We start from the raw sequence: 18,754 nt of genomic DNA, 5'->3' as shown, positions 1-18,754 counted from the left end.
CTTTTTTTGAGAATATAAAAGCGCGTATTTTGCTATAAAAAACTTTAATTTATGGTTAAATGAAAGAAATTTTAATATCAATATTTAAAATTTGTGATGATAATATTTAAAAATACAAATTTTAAAATTTTAATAGGCAAAAAATTTTAACTTTTAAGCTATAATGCCAAGCCCAAAAAATTTAGTAAATTTAGGTAAAAAAATGCAAAGAAAAAAAATCTATAACCCATCATCAAATGAAAATTTAAGCCAAAGGCGCGTATTTAACGGCAATCCGCACGGAATTTTAAATTTTACAAAAGCAAAATACGAATGGGCGCTTAAACTTTGGGATTTAATGGAGGCAAACACTTGGTTTCCAAAAGAAGTAGATACCACCGATGATGTGCGTGATTATGCGCATAATCTTACCATAGCAGAAAAGCGAATGTATGATTTGGTTTGGTCGCAGCTAATCTCAATGGACAGCTTTCAAACAAACAATCTAGCAGATAACATCAATCCTTACATCACCGCGCCTGAGATTAATGCGGTTTTAGCGCGCCAAGCTTATGAAGAGGCAAATCACAGCAAATCTTATGCGGTGATGGTTGAAGCCATTTGCGATAATACAGATTTGATTTATGAAATGGAAAAACACGATGAGGTTTTAAGGCGCAAAAATGACTATATTTCAAGCGTTTATGAAGAATTAGCAGGCGATGTAACAGATGAAAAGCTTTTGCTAGCTATGGTGGCAAATCAAATTTTAGAGGGCATTTATTTTTATAGCGGATTTACAGCCATTTACGCGCTAGCAAGGGCTGGCAAGATGCTTGGCTCAGCGCAGATGATTCGCTTTATTCAACGCGATGAAATCACGCATTTATTGTTATTTCAAAATATGATAAATAGCGTTAGAAAAGAGCGCGAGGATTTATTTACCAAGCAAACCACAGATAAAATTTACTCAATGTTCGAGCAAGCTGGAATTTTAGAGATCGAATGGGGCAAATACATCACGCAAAATCAAATAATGGGCTTTACTGATGAAATAATCGAAGAATACATTCATTATTTAGTGGATAACCGCCTAAGCTCAATTGGCTTAAAAAAGCTCTACAACGCGCGCCATCCAATCAAATGGGTAGATGATTTTTCAAAATTTAATGATCAAAAATCTAACTTTTTTGAAAGCAAGGTAACAAATTATTCAAAAGGCTCGCTAAGCTTTGATGATTTTTAATTACTTCTTTAAAGCGTGGCATTTGGGCTAAATGCGTTAAGCTTTTTGCCACGCAACTTCTTTAAAATTTACTAGCAAATTTTAAATTTTAAATTTTATTTTTATGCGTTTTAGGCTAAAATTGCCGTTTTTTTAGGGGTTAATATGCAAATTGATTGGCAAAAATGCGCTAATCTCGTGCCAGTGGTGGTTCAAGATAGTAGAAGTAATGAAATTTTAATGCTAGCTTATATGAATGAAGAGGCTTTTAATCTAAGCAAAAAAACTGGCTTTGCGCATTATTTTTCGCGCTCAAAAGGGCGAATTTGGCAAAAAGGCGAAAGCAGTGGCAACACCCAAAAAATTTGTGAAATAAAAATTGATTGCGATGGCGATAGTATTTTATTAAAAGTAGAGCAAAAGGGTTGTGCTTGCCACACGGGCGCGTTTTCTTGCTTTTTTAATGAAGTAAATTTTAATGAAAACACGCAAATTTTAAACCAAGCACCAGCAAAAAACCCAGCACCACAATATGAAATTTTAGACCAACTTTACCACACCTGCTTAGAGCGCAAATTAAAAGGCGATGCAAGCAAAAGCTACATAGCAAAACTTTATAAAAACGGCACAAACGCTTATCTTAAAAAGATTTGCGAAGAAGCTGGTGAGCTTTGTTTTGCCTTAAAAGATTTAAAAAATGCAAGCACTTTAAATGATGAAAAAAGCAAAAATGATTTTATAAATGATGCTATTTATGAGAGTGCGGATTTGCTTTTTCATTTAATTGTGGCACTTGGAGAAGCAAATATCCACCCTGAGCGCGTATTAAGCGAGCTTAGGCGCAGGCAAGGGCTAAGTGGAATTGATGAAAAAAACTCACGCAAAAATAATTAAGGGTTTATTTTGAAAGATTTAATAACCAACCTTAGAACTGAGATATTTTTTTATTTAAATCATTTTGAAATTTATGATTATATCGCTATATCCTTAGTGCTTGCTACTTTTTTGGTATTGCTTATTTTAGCGACTATGACCGTGCTAAAACACGAAATTATCGGCACTTTTTTATTTTTGCTGGCTACTGGGTTTTTGTTTTTTGGATTGTTTTTTGCTTATAAGATTGTAGATAGTAGCACGAGGACAAGGCAAATTAACATTAACGAACTCAAACAATTACAATATAGTGATGTTTTTATAGTGGATTTAAATCTTACAAATCTTTCTAAGCGTGATTTTAATTTTTGCCGTGTTAATGTAAAATTTCATAAAAACGGCAAAAATGCTCTTAGGGAGTTTTTAAATAGCTTAAAGCCATTTAAACACAGAATGAGCGAGCTAAATGCGACCATCGCGCCACATCAAAGCCATAATATAAAAATGGTAATCAAAGATTTTCGCCCAAGCGATTTTAATGTAGTTGTTAATTCGGAGTGTTTTTAATGGGTTATTTTACGATAATTCATATAATTTTTCTTATTTTATTGCTTTTGATTTTTGGCGGGATTGGCTTTTTAGCTTTGAGAAAAACAAAAACAATAAAAAGCATTATTTTAACGGCGGGTTCGTTGTTTATGCTCTATTTTTTAATAGCTGTGATGGCTTGCTTTTTTATAGATGAATACACTAAAAAAGCAGTAATTTCTAACATCAAATACACTAGAATTTTAATGAATGAAAGCATGCAAATAAGCGGAGTAATCACAAATGTAGGCAACTTCGATATAAGTTCATGCACTTTAAATGTTAGGGTGATAAACTCTCCATCAAAATTAGAGGGCTTAAAACCTGATCTTTTCGTGCCAAAAAGCTCGTGGGAGACTTTTTTGATGAAAAGACGAAAATTTGAAATAAGCACGGTTGAAGAAAGTTTTGTTATAGGCCAGGGATTAAAAGCTGGCCTAGCGCGCCCTTTTAGTGTAAGTGTGCGTTATTCGCCAAAGTTTGTATCGCCTAGCGTTAGTCATTTTTTAAGCTGCCATTAGTTGATTTATAAATTTTAAAATTTCATCATAAGTAAATATATTTAAACATTTAGCATAAATTTATGTTTTTTTGCTATACTCCGCCACTTAATTTTAAAAAGGAGCAAAAATGAGTTTATACGATAGAAATCGCGCGTTAAACACCAAAAGTGTTCAAGAGACGCAAAATACAGATTTTGGTAGAAGTTACGAAAATTACGCAAGCGAGCAAGTAAGCCCTAGTTCTCGTTCTGTGTTTATTAGGCAAACTTACCAGCTACTAGCAGCATCTTTACTAGCTGGCACGGCTGGCGCATATATCGGCCTTCATGTGCTTAAAACTTTTAGCTGGTTGTTTTTAATTTTAGAATTTGCTTTGTTATTTGGGCTAATTATGAGCAAGAAAAAGCCAGCACTTGCTTTATTTATGCTTTTTGGTTTTACTTTTGTAAGCGGACTTACGCTAGGGCCTACACTTAATTATTATGTGGGTAGAGGTATGGGCGATGTGATAGCTCAGGCCTTTTTGCTAACGACAGCGGCTTTTGGCGGACTTAGCGTGTTTGCTATGTATTCTAAAAGAGATTTTAGCGTTTGGGGCAAATTTTTATTTATCGCTTTGATTGTGGTTGTGGTTGCTTCGCTTATAAATATTTTTACGCAAAGCTCAGTGCTTGCTTTGGTGATTTCAAGCGTTGGCGCTATTTTATTTAGTGCTTATATTTTATATGATACACAAATGATAATCCGTGGCGGATACGATAGCCCTGTGCTTGCAGCTGTTGCATTGTATCTTGATATACTTAACTTATTTATTTCACTTTTGCAGATACTTGGTGCAATAAATAATAATAGGTAAGGCACCCGTGAGCACGCTTTTTTTAGTTTTACAATTCATTTTCGCTGTGGTTTTGACCATAGCGGTTTTATTACAAAAATCAAGCTCAATAGGACTTGGCGCATATAGTGGCAGTAATGAAAGCTTATTTGGCGCAAAAGGACCAGCAGGATTTTTAGCTAAATTTACATTTTTCATCGGCTTTTTATTTATTTTAAATACCTTAGCACTTGGCTACACTTATAATCAATCACTAAGAAACTCAGTCGTTCAAAGCAAAGAGTTTAAATCCTTGGTCCCAGAAGCTAGCCAAACAAATCAAAATAACGCACCAAGCGCGCCCATTAGCCTAGATACAAATACCAGCACATCAGCAAGCGATGTAAATATCACAAAGGATTAAAATATGCTTGATAATATTTTTAAAGCCCAAGATGAAGCCGCGCAAAAAGCCATAGAAGCATTAAAACGCGATTTTGCTACTTTGCGCTCAGGTAAGGTTAGTATAAATATCCTTGATAATATCAGCGTGGATTATTATGGCACGCAAACCCCATTAAATCAAGTAGCTACCGTGCTTGCTAGCGATGCTAGCACCATAAGCATAACCCCTTGGGAGAAAAAAATGCTAAAAGATATCACAAGCGCGATAGCAGCTGCAAATATAGGCGTAAATCCTAACAATGATGGCGAATGTGTGAAGTTATTTTTCCCGCCTATGACACGCGAAGATCGCGAAAAAAGCGCAAAAGAAGCAAAGGCAATGGGCGAAAAGGCTAAGGTTTCTATCCGCAACATTCGCAAAGACGCAAATGATGAAATAAAAAAAATAGAAAAAGAAAAAACCATGGGCGAAGATGATATTAAACGCGCCTATGATGATATTCAAAAGCACACAGATGCTTTTATAGACAAAATCGATGAATTAGTAAAACATAAAGAAGCAGAGCTTTTAAAAATATGAACTTAGAAAAAATTTACACAGATGCCGGCGCTTATTTGCAAGGGCATTTTTTATTAAGTAGTGGCAATCATTCAAAATTTTATCTTCAAAGCGCAAAAGTGCTTGAAAACCCAGAGCTTGCTGGTAAATTAGCAGATGAATTATTTTCTTTAATTAAGAGCGCAAATATTAGCTTTGATAGTGTTTGCTCGCCAGCACTTGGTGGCATTTTGGCTGGTTATGAGCTAGCAAGAGCTGGCAAAAAACGCTTTATTTTTACCGAAAGAGTAGATGGCAAAATGACCTTGCGCCGTGGTTTTGAGGTAAGAAAGGGCGAAAAATTTATTATTTGTGAGGATATTATCACCACTGGCGGCTCAGCCCTTGAAAGTGCAAAAATCATCGAAGAATTAGGCGGCGAGGTTGTAGGATATGGCGCGCTTGCTAGTCGTGGGTTTTGTGCGATGTATGGCGATGATAAACCATCAAAAATAAATGCAAAATTACCAAGCGATAAGCCGTTTTTTGCTCTTGGAAATTTTGATTTTGAGATGTTTAGCTCTGATAATTGTCCGCTGTGTGCTAGCGGTCAAAAAGCCATCAAGCCCGGCTCTCGTGGCAACTAAAAATGAGCACAAAAGCTCTCCCAGCGAGCATAATTGCTCGTTTTAAGGCTTTTATTATTGATTTATTTTTAATTTCTATACCGCTTTTATATTTTACTACTTATATAATCTTAAACGGCAAGAACGACTTTTTACAAAATCAACTTGCCATTTTTGCTGTTTGGCTGATTTTTGGGCTGATTCAAAGTGCGTTTTTTGCTTTTAAGGGCGCAAGTCCTGGATATAAAGCACAAGGCATTTATGCTCTAAACTTACAAGGCAAAAGGGCAGGTTTTTTGTGCTATTTTCTGCGTTATGTTTGTTTTGTTGTGTTTTTTTTAATAGGCGGTTCGTTTTTGTGTTTTTTCACCAAAAATAAGCGCAATTTACACGATATAATCACAAAAACCATAGTAATACAAATCAAGCAATAAACTTAAAATTTTAATTTATTTTATAAATGCGTGGCATTTTTGTGGCATTAAAATGCCCTGATAAAGCTAAGGCTAAAAGGAATTTGAATGAAAATAGCGATTATGCAACCTACATTTTGCCCGTGGATTGGGTATTTTGTGATGATTGCAAGGGTTGATGCTTTTGTGTTTTTAGATTGTGTTCAGTTTCAAAAGCAATCTTGGCATAGTAGAAATAAAATTAAAGTAAATGATGCGCCTTTTCTTATTAGTTTGCATTTACAAAAAGCCCCGCTTCAAACCCTAATCCAAGATATGCGCCTTTGTGATATGAAAAAATGGAAAATGGTGCTTTTAAAAACCCTGCGCCAAAATTACCAAAAAAGTCAAAATTTTAAAGAAATTTATGAAATTTTAGAATACGCGCTTTTTAATTTTGAGAGTTTAAGCCAGCTAAATATTTATTTAATCGAGCAATTTTCTCAAATTTTAAAATTAAAAACTCCCTTTATAAAAGCTTCATCTTTGGCTTTGTCCTCGCAAAAAAAAGAAAAATTAGTGCTTGAAATTTGTCAAATTTTAAAAGCTAATGAATATCTCTCGCCAATTGGCGCAAAAGATTATTTACAAAAAGATGAAGCAAGGGCCTTATTTGCCAAGGCTAATATCAATATAGAATATTTTGCGATGAATCATCCAGTTTATAAGCAACAAGGCAAGCAAAATAATTTTATACAATCTCTTAGCATTATTGATTTATTATTTAACGCCAAAAACCCAGCGCAAATTTTAAATAAAAGCGCATATGAAAGCGGGGGTGGGGGCCAAAAAATTGCTTGTTAGCTAAGCTAGCGGTTTAAAATGCCCTTTTGCTAGGAATTATAAATTTTAAAATTTTAAAAGGCTAAGAAGGATTATTTTTGTTAAATACTTATCTTAATGGCGTGATTTTTTGTTTTGTTTTGATTGCTGCGATTGGGGTGCAAAATCTTTATGTAATAGAGCAAGGTTTGGCTAAAAATCGCATTTTTTTGGTCTGCTTGCTTTCGTTTTTGGGTGATTGTGTTTTGTTTGGTTTTGGCGTTTTTGGCATTGGTGCTATTGCTTTAAAAAATCAAAATTTTATGCTTTTGCTAGGAAGTTGTGGTGCGATTTTTTTATTATTATACGGCGCAACTAGCCTAAAATCGGCTATCCAAGGCACGCATTTTGCCAAGATTAAAAGCGCTAAACCTCAAAGCCTAAAAGCCACCACGCTTAAAACCCTAGCCATTAGTTTATTAAATCCTCACGCTTATATTGATACTTTTATCATCGTGGGTGGCTTTTGTGCTACGCTTGAAAATACGGCAAAATCATATTTTTACACTGGTGCCATCACTGCTTCGTTTGTGTGGTTTTTTGCTCTTGGTTATAGCTCAAAAATGCTTTCACGCTTTTTTACAAATCCAAAAATTTGGCGAGTTTTGGATAGTTTGATTGCTTGTTTGATGTTTTATATAGCGTTTTTGATAATAAAATTTATAATGCAAAATCTTGGATATTTGTAATAAAATTTACGCATTTAGCTAGATTTTGACAAGGCTAAATTTTAAAATTTTAATTTAAAAGTTTAAACTCACACTATGATAATTTTGCTACAATTTCGCCTTTTTAGGATTTTTTATGTTTAAATCAATTTTTGTTTTGGCTTTTATAGTTTGTGCGCATTTTTATGGGCTCTTTGTTGTTTTGCCAGTTTTGAGCGTTTATGCGCAAGATTTTAATGGGGCAAATGGCGTATTAACCGGGCTGATAGTAGGCTCTTACGCGCTAGCTCAAATCATTTTTCAGTTTCCTTTTGGGCGTTTAAGTGATAAAATAGGGCGCAAAAATACGCTAGCTTTAGGGCTTGGTGTGTTTTTTGTTGGCAGTTTGATTTGTGCTAGCGCAAATAATGAATATATAATGATTTTAGGGCGGTTTATCCAAGGCGTTGGTGCTGTTGGCGGTGTGGCTAGTGCTTTTGTGGCTGATCTTAGCAGGGCAAATGAACGCGGACGCGCGATGGCAATTATTGGCGTTGGTATGGGTCTTAGTTTTAGCGCGGCGATGATTAGCGGGCCGATTTTGGCATCAAAATTTGGGCTTAGTTCGCTGTTTTATTTGTGTATGATTATTTGTGTTTGTTGTTTTATTTTGCTCTTTTTATTTTTGCCATCAAGCCCTAATCAAGCGCGCAATATCCAGCAAAGCCCTAGCATTTTAGAGCTACTTGCTAATAAAAACCTAGCCATTTTAAGTTTAAGCAATTTAGCCCAAAAAGCCTTGCTAAATGCTGTATTTGTCGCTATGCCTTTAATTTTGGTAAATAAAATGAATTATATTAAGGCTGATTTGTGGCAAGTTTATGCTCTGGCTACGATTTTTGGATTTTTTGCTATGGGATTTAGTGGAGCCTTAGGCGATAAAAAGGGGCTTGGTAAAGAAATTTTACTTTTTGGCACGGGGCTTTTTGCTTGTTGTTTTGTGCTTTTTTGGCTTGGGGAATTTTATGCTTTGCGTTTTGTTTTTGTAATGGCGGCTGCTTTGTTTTTCATAGCTTTTAATATGCACGAGCCAATGCTTCAAGGCTATGTTAGCAAGGTTGTAAAGCCTGAGTTTAGGGGCGCTGGGTTGGGGCTTAGTACGGCTTGTGGGTATGTGGGCAGTTTTTTTGGCTCGCTTGTTTCATCTAGTGCGTTAGAATATCTTGGATTTAGCGTTTTAGCTGGTGTTTTATTTATTTTATGTATTGGCTGGTTTTTTCTTTTAACTAAGCTTCAAAAAATTAGTTAAATTTTAAAATTTAGCCCGCATTAGCGGGCTTTTTAGCCCCGCGCTCAATAATCTTACATCGCCAAAAATAAATTTTAATTTATCTAAGTGCTTGATATGCTATATCTTTTCGGTATTGCGCGCCTGTAAAGCTAATTTTTTTTGCTAGCTCATAGGCTTTTGCTTGTGCTTTTTCAATGCTATCGCCAAGCCCAACGCACACAAGCACGCGCCCGCCATTTGCTGCTAGTTTGCCATTTATTTGGCTAACCCCAGCAAAGCAAATATGACAATCGTTTGTGTTATAAGAAGTGGCTTCATTTACGCTTAGTTCTTTATTATCTATGCTAATTATTTGCGCTTGTGAGCTTTTATAAGGGTAATCTTTGCTTGCCATTACCACGCCCACAGCAAAACGCCCATTTAATTTTATATTTTCAAGCTCGCCATTTGCTGCTTTTAATAAAATTTCGCCAAAATCACCGCCAATTAAAGGCATCAGCACCTCGCACTCTGGATCACCAAAACGCACATTATATTCAAGCACAAAAGGCTCATTATCCACAATCATCAAACCTATAAAAAGCACCCCACAAAAAGGCGTGCCATCGCGCTTCATACCCTCTAAGCTCGGGCGTAAAATTTCATTTTCAACTCGCAAAATAAGATCACTACTAGCTAGCATACTAGGCGCATAAGCTCCCATTCCACCAGTATTTGGCCCCATATCGCCATCTAATAATTTTTTATGATCTTGTGCTACTGGCAGGCTTAGAAAATTTTCTCCATCACAAATAGCAAAAAAACTAAGCTCAAAACCATCTAAAAATTCCTCAATCACCACGCGTTTGCCAGCATCGCCAAAGCTTTGCCCATTTAGCATATCTTTTGTGGCCATTTTGGCTTCATCGGCGTTATTTGCGATTATTACGCCTTTGCCAGCGCATAATCCATCGGCTTTTATTACTACCTTGCTAGCGTTTTTAGCAAAAATTTCATCTATAAACTCGCAAGCGTGGCTATAATCATGCGTGTTTAAAAAAGCTGCCGTGCGGATATTATTTTTGGCCAAAAAGTCTTTCATAAAAGTTTTTGAGCTTTCTAATTTAGCAGCTGCTTTGCTTGGGCCAAAAATTGCAAGCCCTTGTTCTTTAAAAATATCCACCACGCCCGCATCTAGCGCATTTTCTGGACCAACCACACATAAATCAATGCCCTCATTTTTAGCCCAAAGCGCAAGTTCATTAAAATTTTGTATATTGATATTTTTTGCTATTGCATTGCTTGCTGCATTGCCAGGAGCAATGAATATATCGTTATTATCAGCTTTTAGGCGAAGTGCTAGGGCAAATTCTCTGCCGCCATTTCCTATGATTAAAATTTTCATTGATTTATCCTATGATTGAATTAAGCAGTGTGTAATTTAGCCCAAATGGCCGTCCGCTAATTAAGCTCGGCCCACATTAGCCAAACTTGTGGCTTAGCCTCGTATTTTAGGCACTTGCAGCGATAAACGCAAATTAAGCAGCGCACACCATACAAGCCACTTCGCCACTAAATACTCTTCGTTGGACCCCCAAAAAAGCGTGCCACGAACCACTCAGGTGCGCGCATTATAGCTATTTTGCTTAAAATCGCCCTTAAAATTTTATAAATTTTAATATCAGCTCATTTAAAAATTTTATTAAATTTTAAAACAACGCTAAGATTAAAAGTTTTATAATTTCCAACTTTCATTTAAAGGAGGCAAGATGAAAAAACTTCTTGTAGTTTTAGCGCTTTCATTTACAGCGTTATTTGCAAAGCCAAATGTTGTGATTTTGGCTACTGGTGGCACGATAGCAGGCTCAGCTAGTAGCCAGCTAGACACTGCTTATACATCAGGGACAATCACCGTTGATGCTATTATTGCAGCTGTCCCACAGCTAAAAGATATAGCAAATATCAAGGGCGAGCAGGTTTCAAATATCGGCTCACAAGCTATGACAAATGAAATTTGGCTTAAACTTTCTAAGCGCGTAAATGAGTTATTAAAAAGAAAAGATGTCGATGGTATAGTGATCACTCACGGCACTGATACGCTTGAAGCGACAGCTTATTTTTTGGATTTAACTATTAAAAGCGATAAGCCAGTGGTGCTAGTGGGTGCGATGAGAAATTCAAGCTCTATGAGTGCTGATGGCCCTTTAAATATCTATAATGCCGTAAGCGTGGCTATAAATAAAGAAAGCAAGGCAAAAGGCGTGCTAGTAGCGATGAATGATAAAATCCACGCCGCAAGAGAAGTACAAAAAACAAATACCACCGCCGTTGATACTTTCCAAAGCCCAAATACAGGTGCTATCGGCTCCGTGTTTTATGGTAATGTGAAATATTATTTAGCACCAGTTCGCGCGCATACCAAAAAAAGCGAATTTGATGTAAGCAAATTAAATGAATTGCCACAAGTTGATATAATTTATGCTCACGCTAATGATAACGCAAGCATTATAGATTATTTAATAAAAAACGGCTCAAAAGGCATAATAAGCGTTGGTATGGGTAATGGCAGTCTTTATCCTGATAGCCAAAATCTCTTAGAAGAAGCTGTAAGCAAGGGCATAAAAGTAGTTCGTTCAAGTCGCGTTGGCAGCGGCGAAGTAACGCTAAATGGTGAAACCAACGATGAAAAAAGCGGTTTTATCGTAGCTGATAATCTAAGCCCAGCAAAAGCTCGCGTGCTTTTAATGCTAGCACTTACTAAAACAAACGACACAGCAAAAATACAACAAATGTATTTTAAATATTAAAATTTCAAATGCCCCAGGTTAAACCCGGGGCTTTAAATATTTAAAATTTCAAATGCGCTTTAACGCGCAAAATTAAAATTTTAACGCAAATTAACGCACAAAATTAAAATTTCAAAGCACTTTAACGCCACGCAAGCGCGCAAAATAAATTAAAATTTTAACGCGCACAAACGCCCAAGGCAAACCACAAGCTTAAAATTTTAAAATTTCAAAATTTCGCCAGGCAAATCAAGGCTTAAAATTTATCAATCAATCTTTAACACGCTTAAAAAGGCCTCACTTGGCAAGGCTACTTTGCCAATGGCTTTCATTCGTTTTTTGCCTTCTTTTTGTTTTTCGAGCAATTTTCTTTTACGCGTGATATCTCCGCCGTAGCATTTTGCTGTTACATTTTTGCCTACGCTTTTTACGGTTTCGCGCGCGATTATTTTAGAGCCAATGCTAGCTTGGATTGCCACCTCAAAAAGCTGTCTTGGGACTATTTCTTTCATTGCACTTACTAAATCCCTGCCCTTGCTCATGGCATTTATTTCAGGCACGATGATTGATAGAGCATCGACAATCTCGCCTGCTACTCTTATATCAAGCTTTATAAGGCGTCCAGGGCGGTATCCGCAAGGCTCATAATCAAAACTAGCATAGCCTTTTGTAGCACTTTTTAATTTATCATAAAAATCCATCACAATTTCATTTAGCGGTATGTCGTATTCAAGCAAAACCCTAGTTTGCGTGATGTAATCCATTTTGGTTTGTATTGCTCGGCGTTTGTTTAAAAGCGTGATGATATTGCCTAAAAACTCGCTTGGGGTTATGATTGTAGCATGCACGAACGGCTCTAAAATCGTGCTTATATTATTTGTAGGCGGCAATTCGCAAGGATTGTGAATTAAAATTTCATCTCCGGCGGTGGTTTGGACGCGGTAGGTTACAGTTGGCGCGGTGGCTATTAAATCCAGCCTAAACTCACGCTCTAAACGCTCTTTAACCACCTCCATATGCAAAAGCCCCAAAAAGCCCACGCGAAAGCCAAAGCCTAGTGCTAGCGAGGTTTCAGGCTCATAGCTAATTGCGCTATCGTTTAATTTTAATTTTTCAAGCGCATCTCTTAGCTCTTCAAATTTATCAGTATCAATAGGATAAAGCCCCGCAAAAACAAAAGGCTTAGCCGGGCTAAATCCAGCTATTGCTTGCTTGGCGCGGTTATTTTCAAGGGTGATTGTATCGCCAACTTGTAAGGCACTTAGGCTTTTTAAGCCCATTACGATTATTACTATTTCGCCCTCGCTCGCACTTTTGGTTTTAATGGGTGAGAGTGGGTGAGGATAGAGCAAATCAAGCACGGTGTGATGTTCATTTGTGGCCATTACTCGCGCTTCATCGCCTACTTTTATAGAGCCATCAAAAATTCTCACCAAAGCAAGCGCGCCCAAATAGTTATCAAACCAGCTATCATAAATCAAGGCTTTTAGCGGATTTTGCTGGTTTATATCATTAGAACTTTTTGGTGATGGGATTTGCTCGCAAATCGCACTTAGTAATTCATCTATGCCTATATTGTTTTTTGCGCTTACTAGCACAGCATTAGAGCAGTCAATGCCTATGATATGCTCTATTTCATCTTTTACGCGCTCCACATCGGCATTTGGTAGATCGATTTTGTTTATTACTGGGATTATTGTTAGGTTGTATTCAATGGCGGTATAGACATTTGCTATTGTTTGGGCTTGGACGCCTTGGCTAGCATCAACTACTAAAAGCGCGCCCTCACAGCTTGCTAGCGAGCGATTTACTTCATAGCTAAAATCCACATGCCCGGGGGTGTCTATTAAGTTTAGCACGAAATTTTCGCCCTTATAGCAGTAATTTAGGCGCACAGATTGCGCTTTTATCGTAATGCCTCGTTCTTTTTCTATATCCATTGTATCCATTACTTGCGCGCTCATTTGGCGATTTTGTATGCCACCACAAGCGCTTATAATACAATCAGCCAAGGTGGATTTGCCGTGATCGATGTGTGCGATTATGCTAAAATTGCGAATTTTACTCATTTATTGCCTTTATTTTAAAAGCGCAAATTGTAGCTAATTTATGCAAAAAATGAAAATTTAAGTTTTTTTTTTTTTCTATTTTATATAATTTGAAATTTTAAAATTTATTAACTTTTATTTAAAATAAAGGAGAAACAATGAACGAAAATACAAAACTTTGGGAGCAATTATATCAAAATAGCTTTTCGCGCTCTAAATACCCAAATGAGCCTTTGGTTTCTTTTATGGTAAGAAACTATAAAGGCGGTGAGAGGATTTTAGATTTAGGCTGTGGCAGCGGACGGCATATGTATTATTTAGCCCAAAACGGCTTTAAAGCTTATGGTTGCGATATTAGCCAAGAGGCTATAAAGCAAGCTAAATCTTTGCTTAAAGAGCATAATTTACCCGGCGTGCTAGAAGTTGCGAGCTTAGAAAAGCTGCCTTTTGAAGATGATTTTTTTGATGGGCTTTGTTTTATTGGGGTTTTGATGTATGGCACAAAAGCCCAAATCGAGCAAAACGCAAAAGAAATTTATAGAGTGCTAAAAAAAGGCGCAAAGGCTTTTTTGATTTTAAGAAGCATAAGAGATTATAGGCATTTTCACGCAAAACAGCTCAATAGATACGAAGTAATCATAGATATAAAAGACGAAACAATGCCAGGATTTTGTGAAAATGGTATGAGGGTTTATCATTTTGATGAAGATGAAGTAAAAAGAATTTATTCAAATTTTAATGATTTAGATATAAACACACTAAGGCGTTCTTTCAAAAATAACGCCTACGCAAATGATGATTTAATGGTAACTTTTACAAAATAATTAAAATTTTAATTATTTTGGTCAATATAAGAGCCTAAAAAGCGTATTTCGTGCCCGTTATTTTTAGCATTATTTATGGCACGGCATACATTTTCATCATCAATATGCCCTTGAAAATCCAAATAAAACATACTTTTAAAGCTTTGTGTAGGACGGCTTTGAAGTTTTGTGATATTGATATTTTCATTTTTAAACAAGCCCAAAAGCTCAAAAAGTCCGCCTGGTTTATTTTTGGTGTAGGCTAAAATGCTTGTTTTATCGGCATTGCTTGGTGCGTTTTTAAAGCGCGCTAGCACAAAAAAGCGCGTGCGGTTTGTGCTGTGATCTTGAATGCTATTTTGTAAAATTGGCAAATTTTCTAGGCTAGCTGCTACGCGCGAGCAAATAGCTGCGCCCATCTTATCCGTGCTTGCTTTGCTTGCGGCTAGGGCTGTGGAGTTAGTGGGGATAAACTCTATCTGGCTAAGCCCGTGAGAGTTTAAAAAATCCCTACATTGCGCGTAGGCTTGCGGATGAGAATAAATGCACCTAATCTTGCTAAAATCATCAGCAAAACTAGCTAAGACATGGCGAATATCTAAATAAATCTCAGCCACAATCTTGGCATTTTCATAAATTTTCAAGCAATCAAGCGTGATATTTACCGCGCCTTCTGTGTTGTTTTCAATCGGCACCACGCCAAACTCACACGCCCCGCGCGATACTTCTTTAAAAACCGCTTCTATCGTGCTTAGAGCCAAATACGAGCTAAGCACGCCAAAGCGAGATTTTGCTGCTTCATGCGTGTAGGTGCCAAATGGGCCTAAAAATGCTACTTTTTGCGGGGATTCTACATTACGACAAAGAGCAAAAATTTCATAAAACATACTTTCAATGGCTTTATTTATCATATTTGGATCTAATTCGTTGTTGTTTTTATTTATGGCTTTTTGAATGTTTTTATCAGCGCAGTTTTGGCTACAATCTGCTTTTATATTAAAATTTTCACAGCTTTTAAATATTTTGCTTTTTAATCTATCAAGTATTTGTTTTTCGCGCTCAGGGCGGTAGATTGTTTGGGCAGTTTTAGCCTTTATGGCGCCAATTTGCTTTACAAATTCCAAGCGTTTTAGCAAAAGCATTAAAATTTCATCATCAATTTTATCTATATTCGCCCTTAATTCATTTATATCCATTTTAATCCTTACTTAAAAGCCGTGAGTATAGCATATTATTTAAAATTTGCTAAGGCGATTTTGGCTAATTTGTAATTTAAAAAATTTTAGCTAAAATACGCGCTTTATTTTAAAGGCTAGATATGACAAATATTGATTACAACGCACTTAGAGCAGATTTTGATACTCCGCTTTATATTTATGATTTTGATATGATTAAAGCAAGATATAAAGCCATTAAAGATCAATTCATCGCCCATAAATCCTTGATTTGCTACGCGCTAAAAGCAAACTCAAATTTAAGCATCTTAAAGCTTCTAGCCAGCCAGGGCGCGGGGTTTGATTGCGTTAGTATAGGTGAGGTGCGCCGTGCCTTACTAGCTGGCGCAAAACCTTATAAAATCATCTTTTCAGGTGTTGGCAAACGCCAAAGCGAAATAAAACAAGCTATAAATTTTGGAATTTTAATGCTAAATGCCGAAAGCCCTGCCGAGCTTGAAAGTATCGAACAAATCGCCAAAGAGCTAAACAAAATCGTAAATATTTCAATTAGAATAAATCCTAACATAGACGCTAAAACTCACCCTTACATCTCCACAGGATTAAATGAAAATAAATTTGGCGTAAGCATAGATCAAGCGCGCATAATGTATTTAAACGCCCAAAAAAGCGCACATTTAAATCCTATTGGCGTGCATTTTCATATCGGCAGCCAGCTATGCGATATTAAGCCTATTATTGAGGCAGCAAATATAGTGAGCGATTTTACCTCTGAGCTAATAGCTGCTGGGATTGAGATAAAATTTTTTGATGTAGGTGGCGGGCTTGGAGTGCGCTATGATAATGAAATAGAGCCAGATTTATACGAATACGCACAAGGCATTTTAGGCGCGCTAAAAGGCAAGGATTTAACGATTTTATGCGAGCTTGGGCGTTATATTGTGGCAAATGCTGGCGAGCTACTTACTAGCGTGCTTTATGAAAAACAAAGCCAAAATGGCAAGCGTTTTGTAATAGTTGATGGGGCGATGAATGATTTAATTAGGCCTAGTTTATATAGCGCACATCACGGCGTAAGCCTAGCTAGCATTCAAAAACCAAATGAAAACTTTTCTACAACCGATATAGTAGGCCCAATTTGTGAAAGCGGTGATTTTTTAGCTAAAAATATTAGCTTGCCACAATTACAAAACGGGGATTTATTGCTAATAAAAAGTGCTGGCGCTTATGGGTTTAGTATGGCTAGTAATTACAACACGCGCCCAAGATGCGCTCAAATCGCCATCGAAGATGGCAAGGTGCGCCAAATCGGCAAAAAAGAAAGTTTTGAAGATTTAATCCAAAATGAAAAGGAATTTTTATAATGTATTTTATAGATGTTCAAGGCACGCTTATAAGCGATAGCGATAAAACACCATTAAATGGGGCTTGCGAGCTAATTGCTTATTTAAATAAAAAAGCCCTGCCTTATTGCGTGATTACAAATAACACCAAATTTCAAAGTGCCCAGTTTCTGGGAGTTTTGCGGGATTTGGGCTTGGAGATAAAAGATGGGGCTTATTTGGATCCTTTTTGCGTGCTTGATGAAATTTTAAAGCCTACAAATGTGGCTCTTTTTGGTGCTAGCGAGTTTAAAGCCACTATGAAAAAGCTAGGTTTTAGCGAGGATTTAAATGCGCCAAAGGCCGTGATAATCGCTAGTGGATGTGATTTTGGTTTTGACGAGTTTGCTAGTATGATTGAGCTAATTCAAAAAGGCGCAAAGCTAATTGCCATGCATGAAACTAGCATTTACAAAAAGCACGGCAGGCTTTATCCTGGGGTTGGCGCAATATGTAAAATGCTTCAATACGCCACCAGCGCGCAAGCCATAGCCGTTGGCAAGCCAAGCTTGGCGTATTATCAAAAAGCCAAAGAGCTTATTAGAGCGCGAAATTTTAATGAAATAAGCATAATCAGCGATGATGCCAAGGGCGATTTAATCGGCGCAAAAGAGCTTGGTATGAAAACTATTTTAGTTTTAAGTGGCAAGGTGGCTAGCCTAGAAAGCACGGGCGTAGATCCTAAGCTAATAGACGCTGTTTATAGCGATGTAGGCGAATTTTTACAAAAAGGACTAAAATGAATGATGTTGTTGAATTAAATTTGGCTGAGTTTAATGTAAATTATAAAATGTATTTGCCAAATAGCCAAACAAACCTAATAGAGCGCATAATAACTCACACAAAAAAACCCTATGAATACGAAATGCTAAAATCTATGGCAAGGCAATTAAATCGCGTAGATCCTAACAAAAATACAGCCGTGCTTGATGTGGGAATGAACTTAGGCAATCACGCCTTATTTTTTGCAGCGCTTGGTTATAGAGTAATTGGCATAGAAGCCAACCCAAAAATGAGCGAAATTGCTAAAAAAAGCATACAAATAAATGGTTTTGATAATCTTATAAAAGTTATAGAATGTGGCGTAAGCGATAAGAATGAAATTTGCCATTTTGATTGTGAGATCCCAGAAAATTTTGGCGGTATGAGTATGGCAAAAGCCACGAAGAAAACGCCACGGGGTGCTAATTTAAGCAATTCTTTAAGTGTGCAATGCCGTTTGATTGATGATTTAAATATAAATGAAAAAATTTCTCTTATTAAAATGGATATCGAGGGCATGGAGCCAGCTGCTCTACGGGGCGCAAAAAAGCTAATTGCTAAAAACACTCCCTTAATCTACCTTGAAAGCCAAAAAATCCAAGCCTTAAATGAAAATGCCGATATCTTAGAATCTCTTAATTACACGCATTTTGCTATGTGGGATATGGGCGCGCCAACGCATTTATTTATGCATCTTAGCGCAATCGATGAAAACCTATGGCGCCAAAAAATCGCGCGCGATATGGCGATTTTGCGTCTTAATCATTCAAGCACGCCACAAGGTGTGTATTTAGAAAATCTTTTAACGAGCTTTTATAACGAGCAACACGCCCTTAAAGACCAGCTCTTATACGCCTTTATACAATTAATCGGCGGGCAATTCAACGGGCAAAACATTCAAGGCAAAATAAACGAAATTTTAGAAATTTTAAAAAATAAGCCAATTTAAAACACACAAATTTTAAAATTTAAAAGCGTAATTTAAAAAGCAAATTTTAAAATTACGCCAAATTCTTAGCAGATTTGAGGCCAATTTTAAAATTTAATCCGTGCTAA

At 36.7% G+C, this 18,754-nt stretch carries 20 protein-coding genes; 17 read left to right on the top strand and 3 right to left on the bottom strand.

All coding sequences use genetic code 11. The annotated features are described in order from the left end of the window. The first annotated feature begins 202 nt into the window (after positions 1–202). The 12 genes from CINF_RS07525 to CINF_RS07470 all read left to right on the top strand — a co-directional run bounded on the left by CINF_RS07525 (position 203) and on the right by CINF_RS07470 (position 8,781). Positions 203–1,225, top strand: coding sequence for a ribonucleotide-diphosphate reductase subunit beta (locus tag CINF_RS07525; protein ID WP_178696823.1), 1,023 nt, complete (start codon positions 203–205; stop codon positions 1,223–1,225). A gap of 144 nt (positions 1,226–1,369) precedes the next feature. Next, positions 1,370–2,098 carry a bifunctional phosphoribosyl-AMP cyclohydrolase/phosphoribosyl-ATP diphosphatase HisIE gene (hisIE, locus tag CINF_RS07520; RefSeq protein WP_178696824.1) on the top strand — a complete coding sequence of 243 codons (729 nt, stop codon included), beginning with the start codon at positions 1,370–1,372 and terminating at the stop codon, positions 2,096–2,098. 9 nt (positions 2,099–2,107) lie between these two features. Continuing rightward, a complete protein-coding gene (locus CINF_RS07515; protein WP_178696825.1) occupies positions 2,108–2,644 on the top strand; it encodes a DUF2393 family protein in 537 nt (178 codons plus the stop codon). Further along, positions 2,644–3,186, top strand: a complete 543-nt coding sequence (locus CINF_RS07510) for a DUF2393 family protein (RefSeq protein WP_179975090.1) — start codon at positions 2,644–2,646, stop codon at positions 3,184–3,186. The genes CINF_RS07515 and CINF_RS07510 overlap by 1 nt, the downstream gene beginning before the upstream one ends. 109 nt (positions 3,187–3,295) lie before the next feature. After that, positions 3,296–4,024, top strand: coding sequence for a Bax inhibitor-1/YccA family protein (locus CINF_RS07505; RefSeq protein ID WP_179975089.1), 729 nt, complete (start codon positions 3,296–3,298; stop codon positions 4,022–4,024). Between the two features lie 7 nt (positions 4,025–4,031). Beyond that, positions 4,032–4,406 (top strand): preprotein translocase subunit SecG, encoded by a 375-nt coding sequence (secG, locus tag CINF_RS07500; RefSeq protein ID WP_179975088.1) that lies wholly within the window; start codon positions 4,032–4,034, stop codon positions 4,404–4,406. 3 nt (positions 4,407–4,409) lie between these two features. Then, positions 4,410–4,967, top strand: a complete 558-nt coding sequence (frr, locus tag CINF_RS07495; RefSeq protein ID WP_179975087.1) for a ribosome recycling factor — start codon at positions 4,410–4,412, stop codon at positions 4,965–4,967. Beyond that, positions 4,964–5,572 carry an orotate phosphoribosyltransferase gene (gene pyrE, locus CINF_RS07490; RefSeq protein WP_179975086.1) on the top strand — a complete coding sequence of 203 codons (609 nt, stop codon included), beginning with the start codon at positions 4,964–4,966 and terminating at the stop codon, positions 5,570–5,572. Before frr ends, pyrE begins: the two co-directional genes overlap by 4 nt. A 2-nt stretch (positions 5,573–5,574) precedes the next feature. After that, on the top strand, positions 5,575–5,985 hold the full coding sequence (locus CINF_RS07485) for an RDD family protein (RefSeq protein WP_179975085.1): 411 nt from the start codon (positions 5,575–5,577) through the stop codon (positions 5,983–5,985). Between the two features lie 87 nt (positions 5,986–6,072). After that, positions 6,073–6,807, top strand: a complete 735-nt coding sequence (locus CINF_RS07480) for a WbqC family protein (protein WP_179975084.1) — start codon at positions 6,073–6,075, stop codon at positions 6,805–6,807. Positions 6,808–6,884: 77 nt separating this feature from the next. Beyond that, the gene (locus CINF_RS07475) at positions 6,885–7,514 is read left to right on the top strand and encodes a LysE/ArgO family amino acid transporter (RefSeq protein WP_178696833.1); all 630 of its coding nucleotides are present in this window, start codon (positions 6,885–6,887) and stop codon (positions 7,512–7,514) included. 115 nt (positions 7,515–7,629) lie between these two features. Beyond that, a complete protein-coding gene (locus CINF_RS07470) occupies positions 7,630–8,781 on the top strand; it encodes an MFS transporter (RefSeq protein WP_179975083.1) in 1,152 nt (383 codons plus the stop codon). A 79-nt stretch (positions 8,782–8,860) separates the two neighbouring features. Here CINF_RS07470 and purD read toward each other — a convergent pair whose 3' ends face one another. After that, on the bottom strand, positions 8,861–10,147 hold the full coding sequence (gene purD, locus CINF_RS07465) for a phosphoribosylamine--glycine ligase (protein WP_179975082.1): 1,287 nt from the start codon (positions 10,145–10,147) through the stop codon (positions 8,861–8,863). 364 nt (positions 10,148–10,511) lie between these two features. Here purD and CINF_RS07460 point away from each other — a divergent pair, with 364 nt between their 5' ends. Then, complete coding sequence (locus CINF_RS07460; protein WP_179975081.1) at positions 10,512–11,549, top strand: type II asparaginase; 1,038 nt, start codon at positions 10,512–10,514, stop codon at positions 11,547–11,549. Between the two features lie 245 nt (positions 11,550–11,794). Here CINF_RS07460 and lepA read toward each other — a convergent pair whose 3' ends face one another. Beyond that, a complete protein-coding gene (gene lepA / locus CINF_RS07455) occupies positions 11,795–13,597 on the bottom strand; it encodes a translation elongation factor 4 (RefSeq protein WP_179975080.1) in 1,803 nt (600 codons plus the stop codon). Positions 13,598–13,734: 137 nt separating this feature from the next. On the opposite strand from lepA, the gene CINF_RS07450 reads away from it, so the two are divergent. Beyond that, a complete protein-coding gene (locus CINF_RS07450; protein ID WP_179975079.1) occupies positions 13,735–14,400 on the top strand; it encodes a class I SAM-dependent methyltransferase in 666 nt (221 codons plus the stop codon). A gap of 8 nt (positions 14,401–14,408) precedes the next feature. Here CINF_RS07450 and pheA read toward each other — a convergent pair whose 3' ends face one another. After that, entirely contained in the window at positions 14,409–15,575 is a 1,167-nt protein-coding gene (gene pheA / locus CINF_RS07445) for a prephenate dehydratase (protein ID WP_179975078.1), read from the bottom strand. A 122-nt stretch (positions 15,576–15,697) separates the two neighbouring features. On the opposite strand from pheA, the gene lysA reads away from it, so the two are divergent. Genes lysA through CINF_RS07430 form a run of 3 tightly spaced genes read left to right on the top strand, consistent with a single transcriptional unit; the run spans position 15,698 to position 18,647 of the window. Then, a complete protein-coding gene (lysA, locus tag CINF_RS07440; RefSeq protein ID WP_338025055.1) occupies positions 15,698–16,918 on the top strand; it encodes a diaminopimelate decarboxylase in 1,221 nt (406 codons plus the stop codon). Then, the gene (locus CINF_RS07435) at positions 16,918–17,679 is read left to right on the top strand and encodes an HAD-IIA family hydrolase (RefSeq protein WP_179975077.1); all 762 of its coding nucleotides are present in this window, start codon (positions 16,918–16,920) and stop codon (positions 17,677–17,679) included. The genes lysA and CINF_RS07435 overlap by 1 nt, the downstream gene beginning before the upstream one ends. Next, complete coding sequence (locus tag CINF_RS07430) at positions 17,676–18,647, top strand: FkbM family methyltransferase (RefSeq protein ID WP_179975076.1); 972 nt, start codon at positions 17,676–17,678, stop codon at positions 18,645–18,647. The genes CINF_RS07435 and CINF_RS07430 overlap by 4 nt, the downstream gene beginning before the upstream one ends. The last annotated feature ends 107 nt before the right edge of the window (positions 18,648–18,754 follow it).

Source organism: Candidatus Campylobacter infans (assembly GCF_013416015.1).
Classification (GTDB): Bacteria; Campylobacterota; Campylobacteria; order Campylobacterales; family Campylobacteraceae; genus Campylobacter; species Campylobacter infans.
Note: the sequence above shows the minus strand (reverse complement) of the source record. Positions and strands in the feature narration are given on the sequence as shown.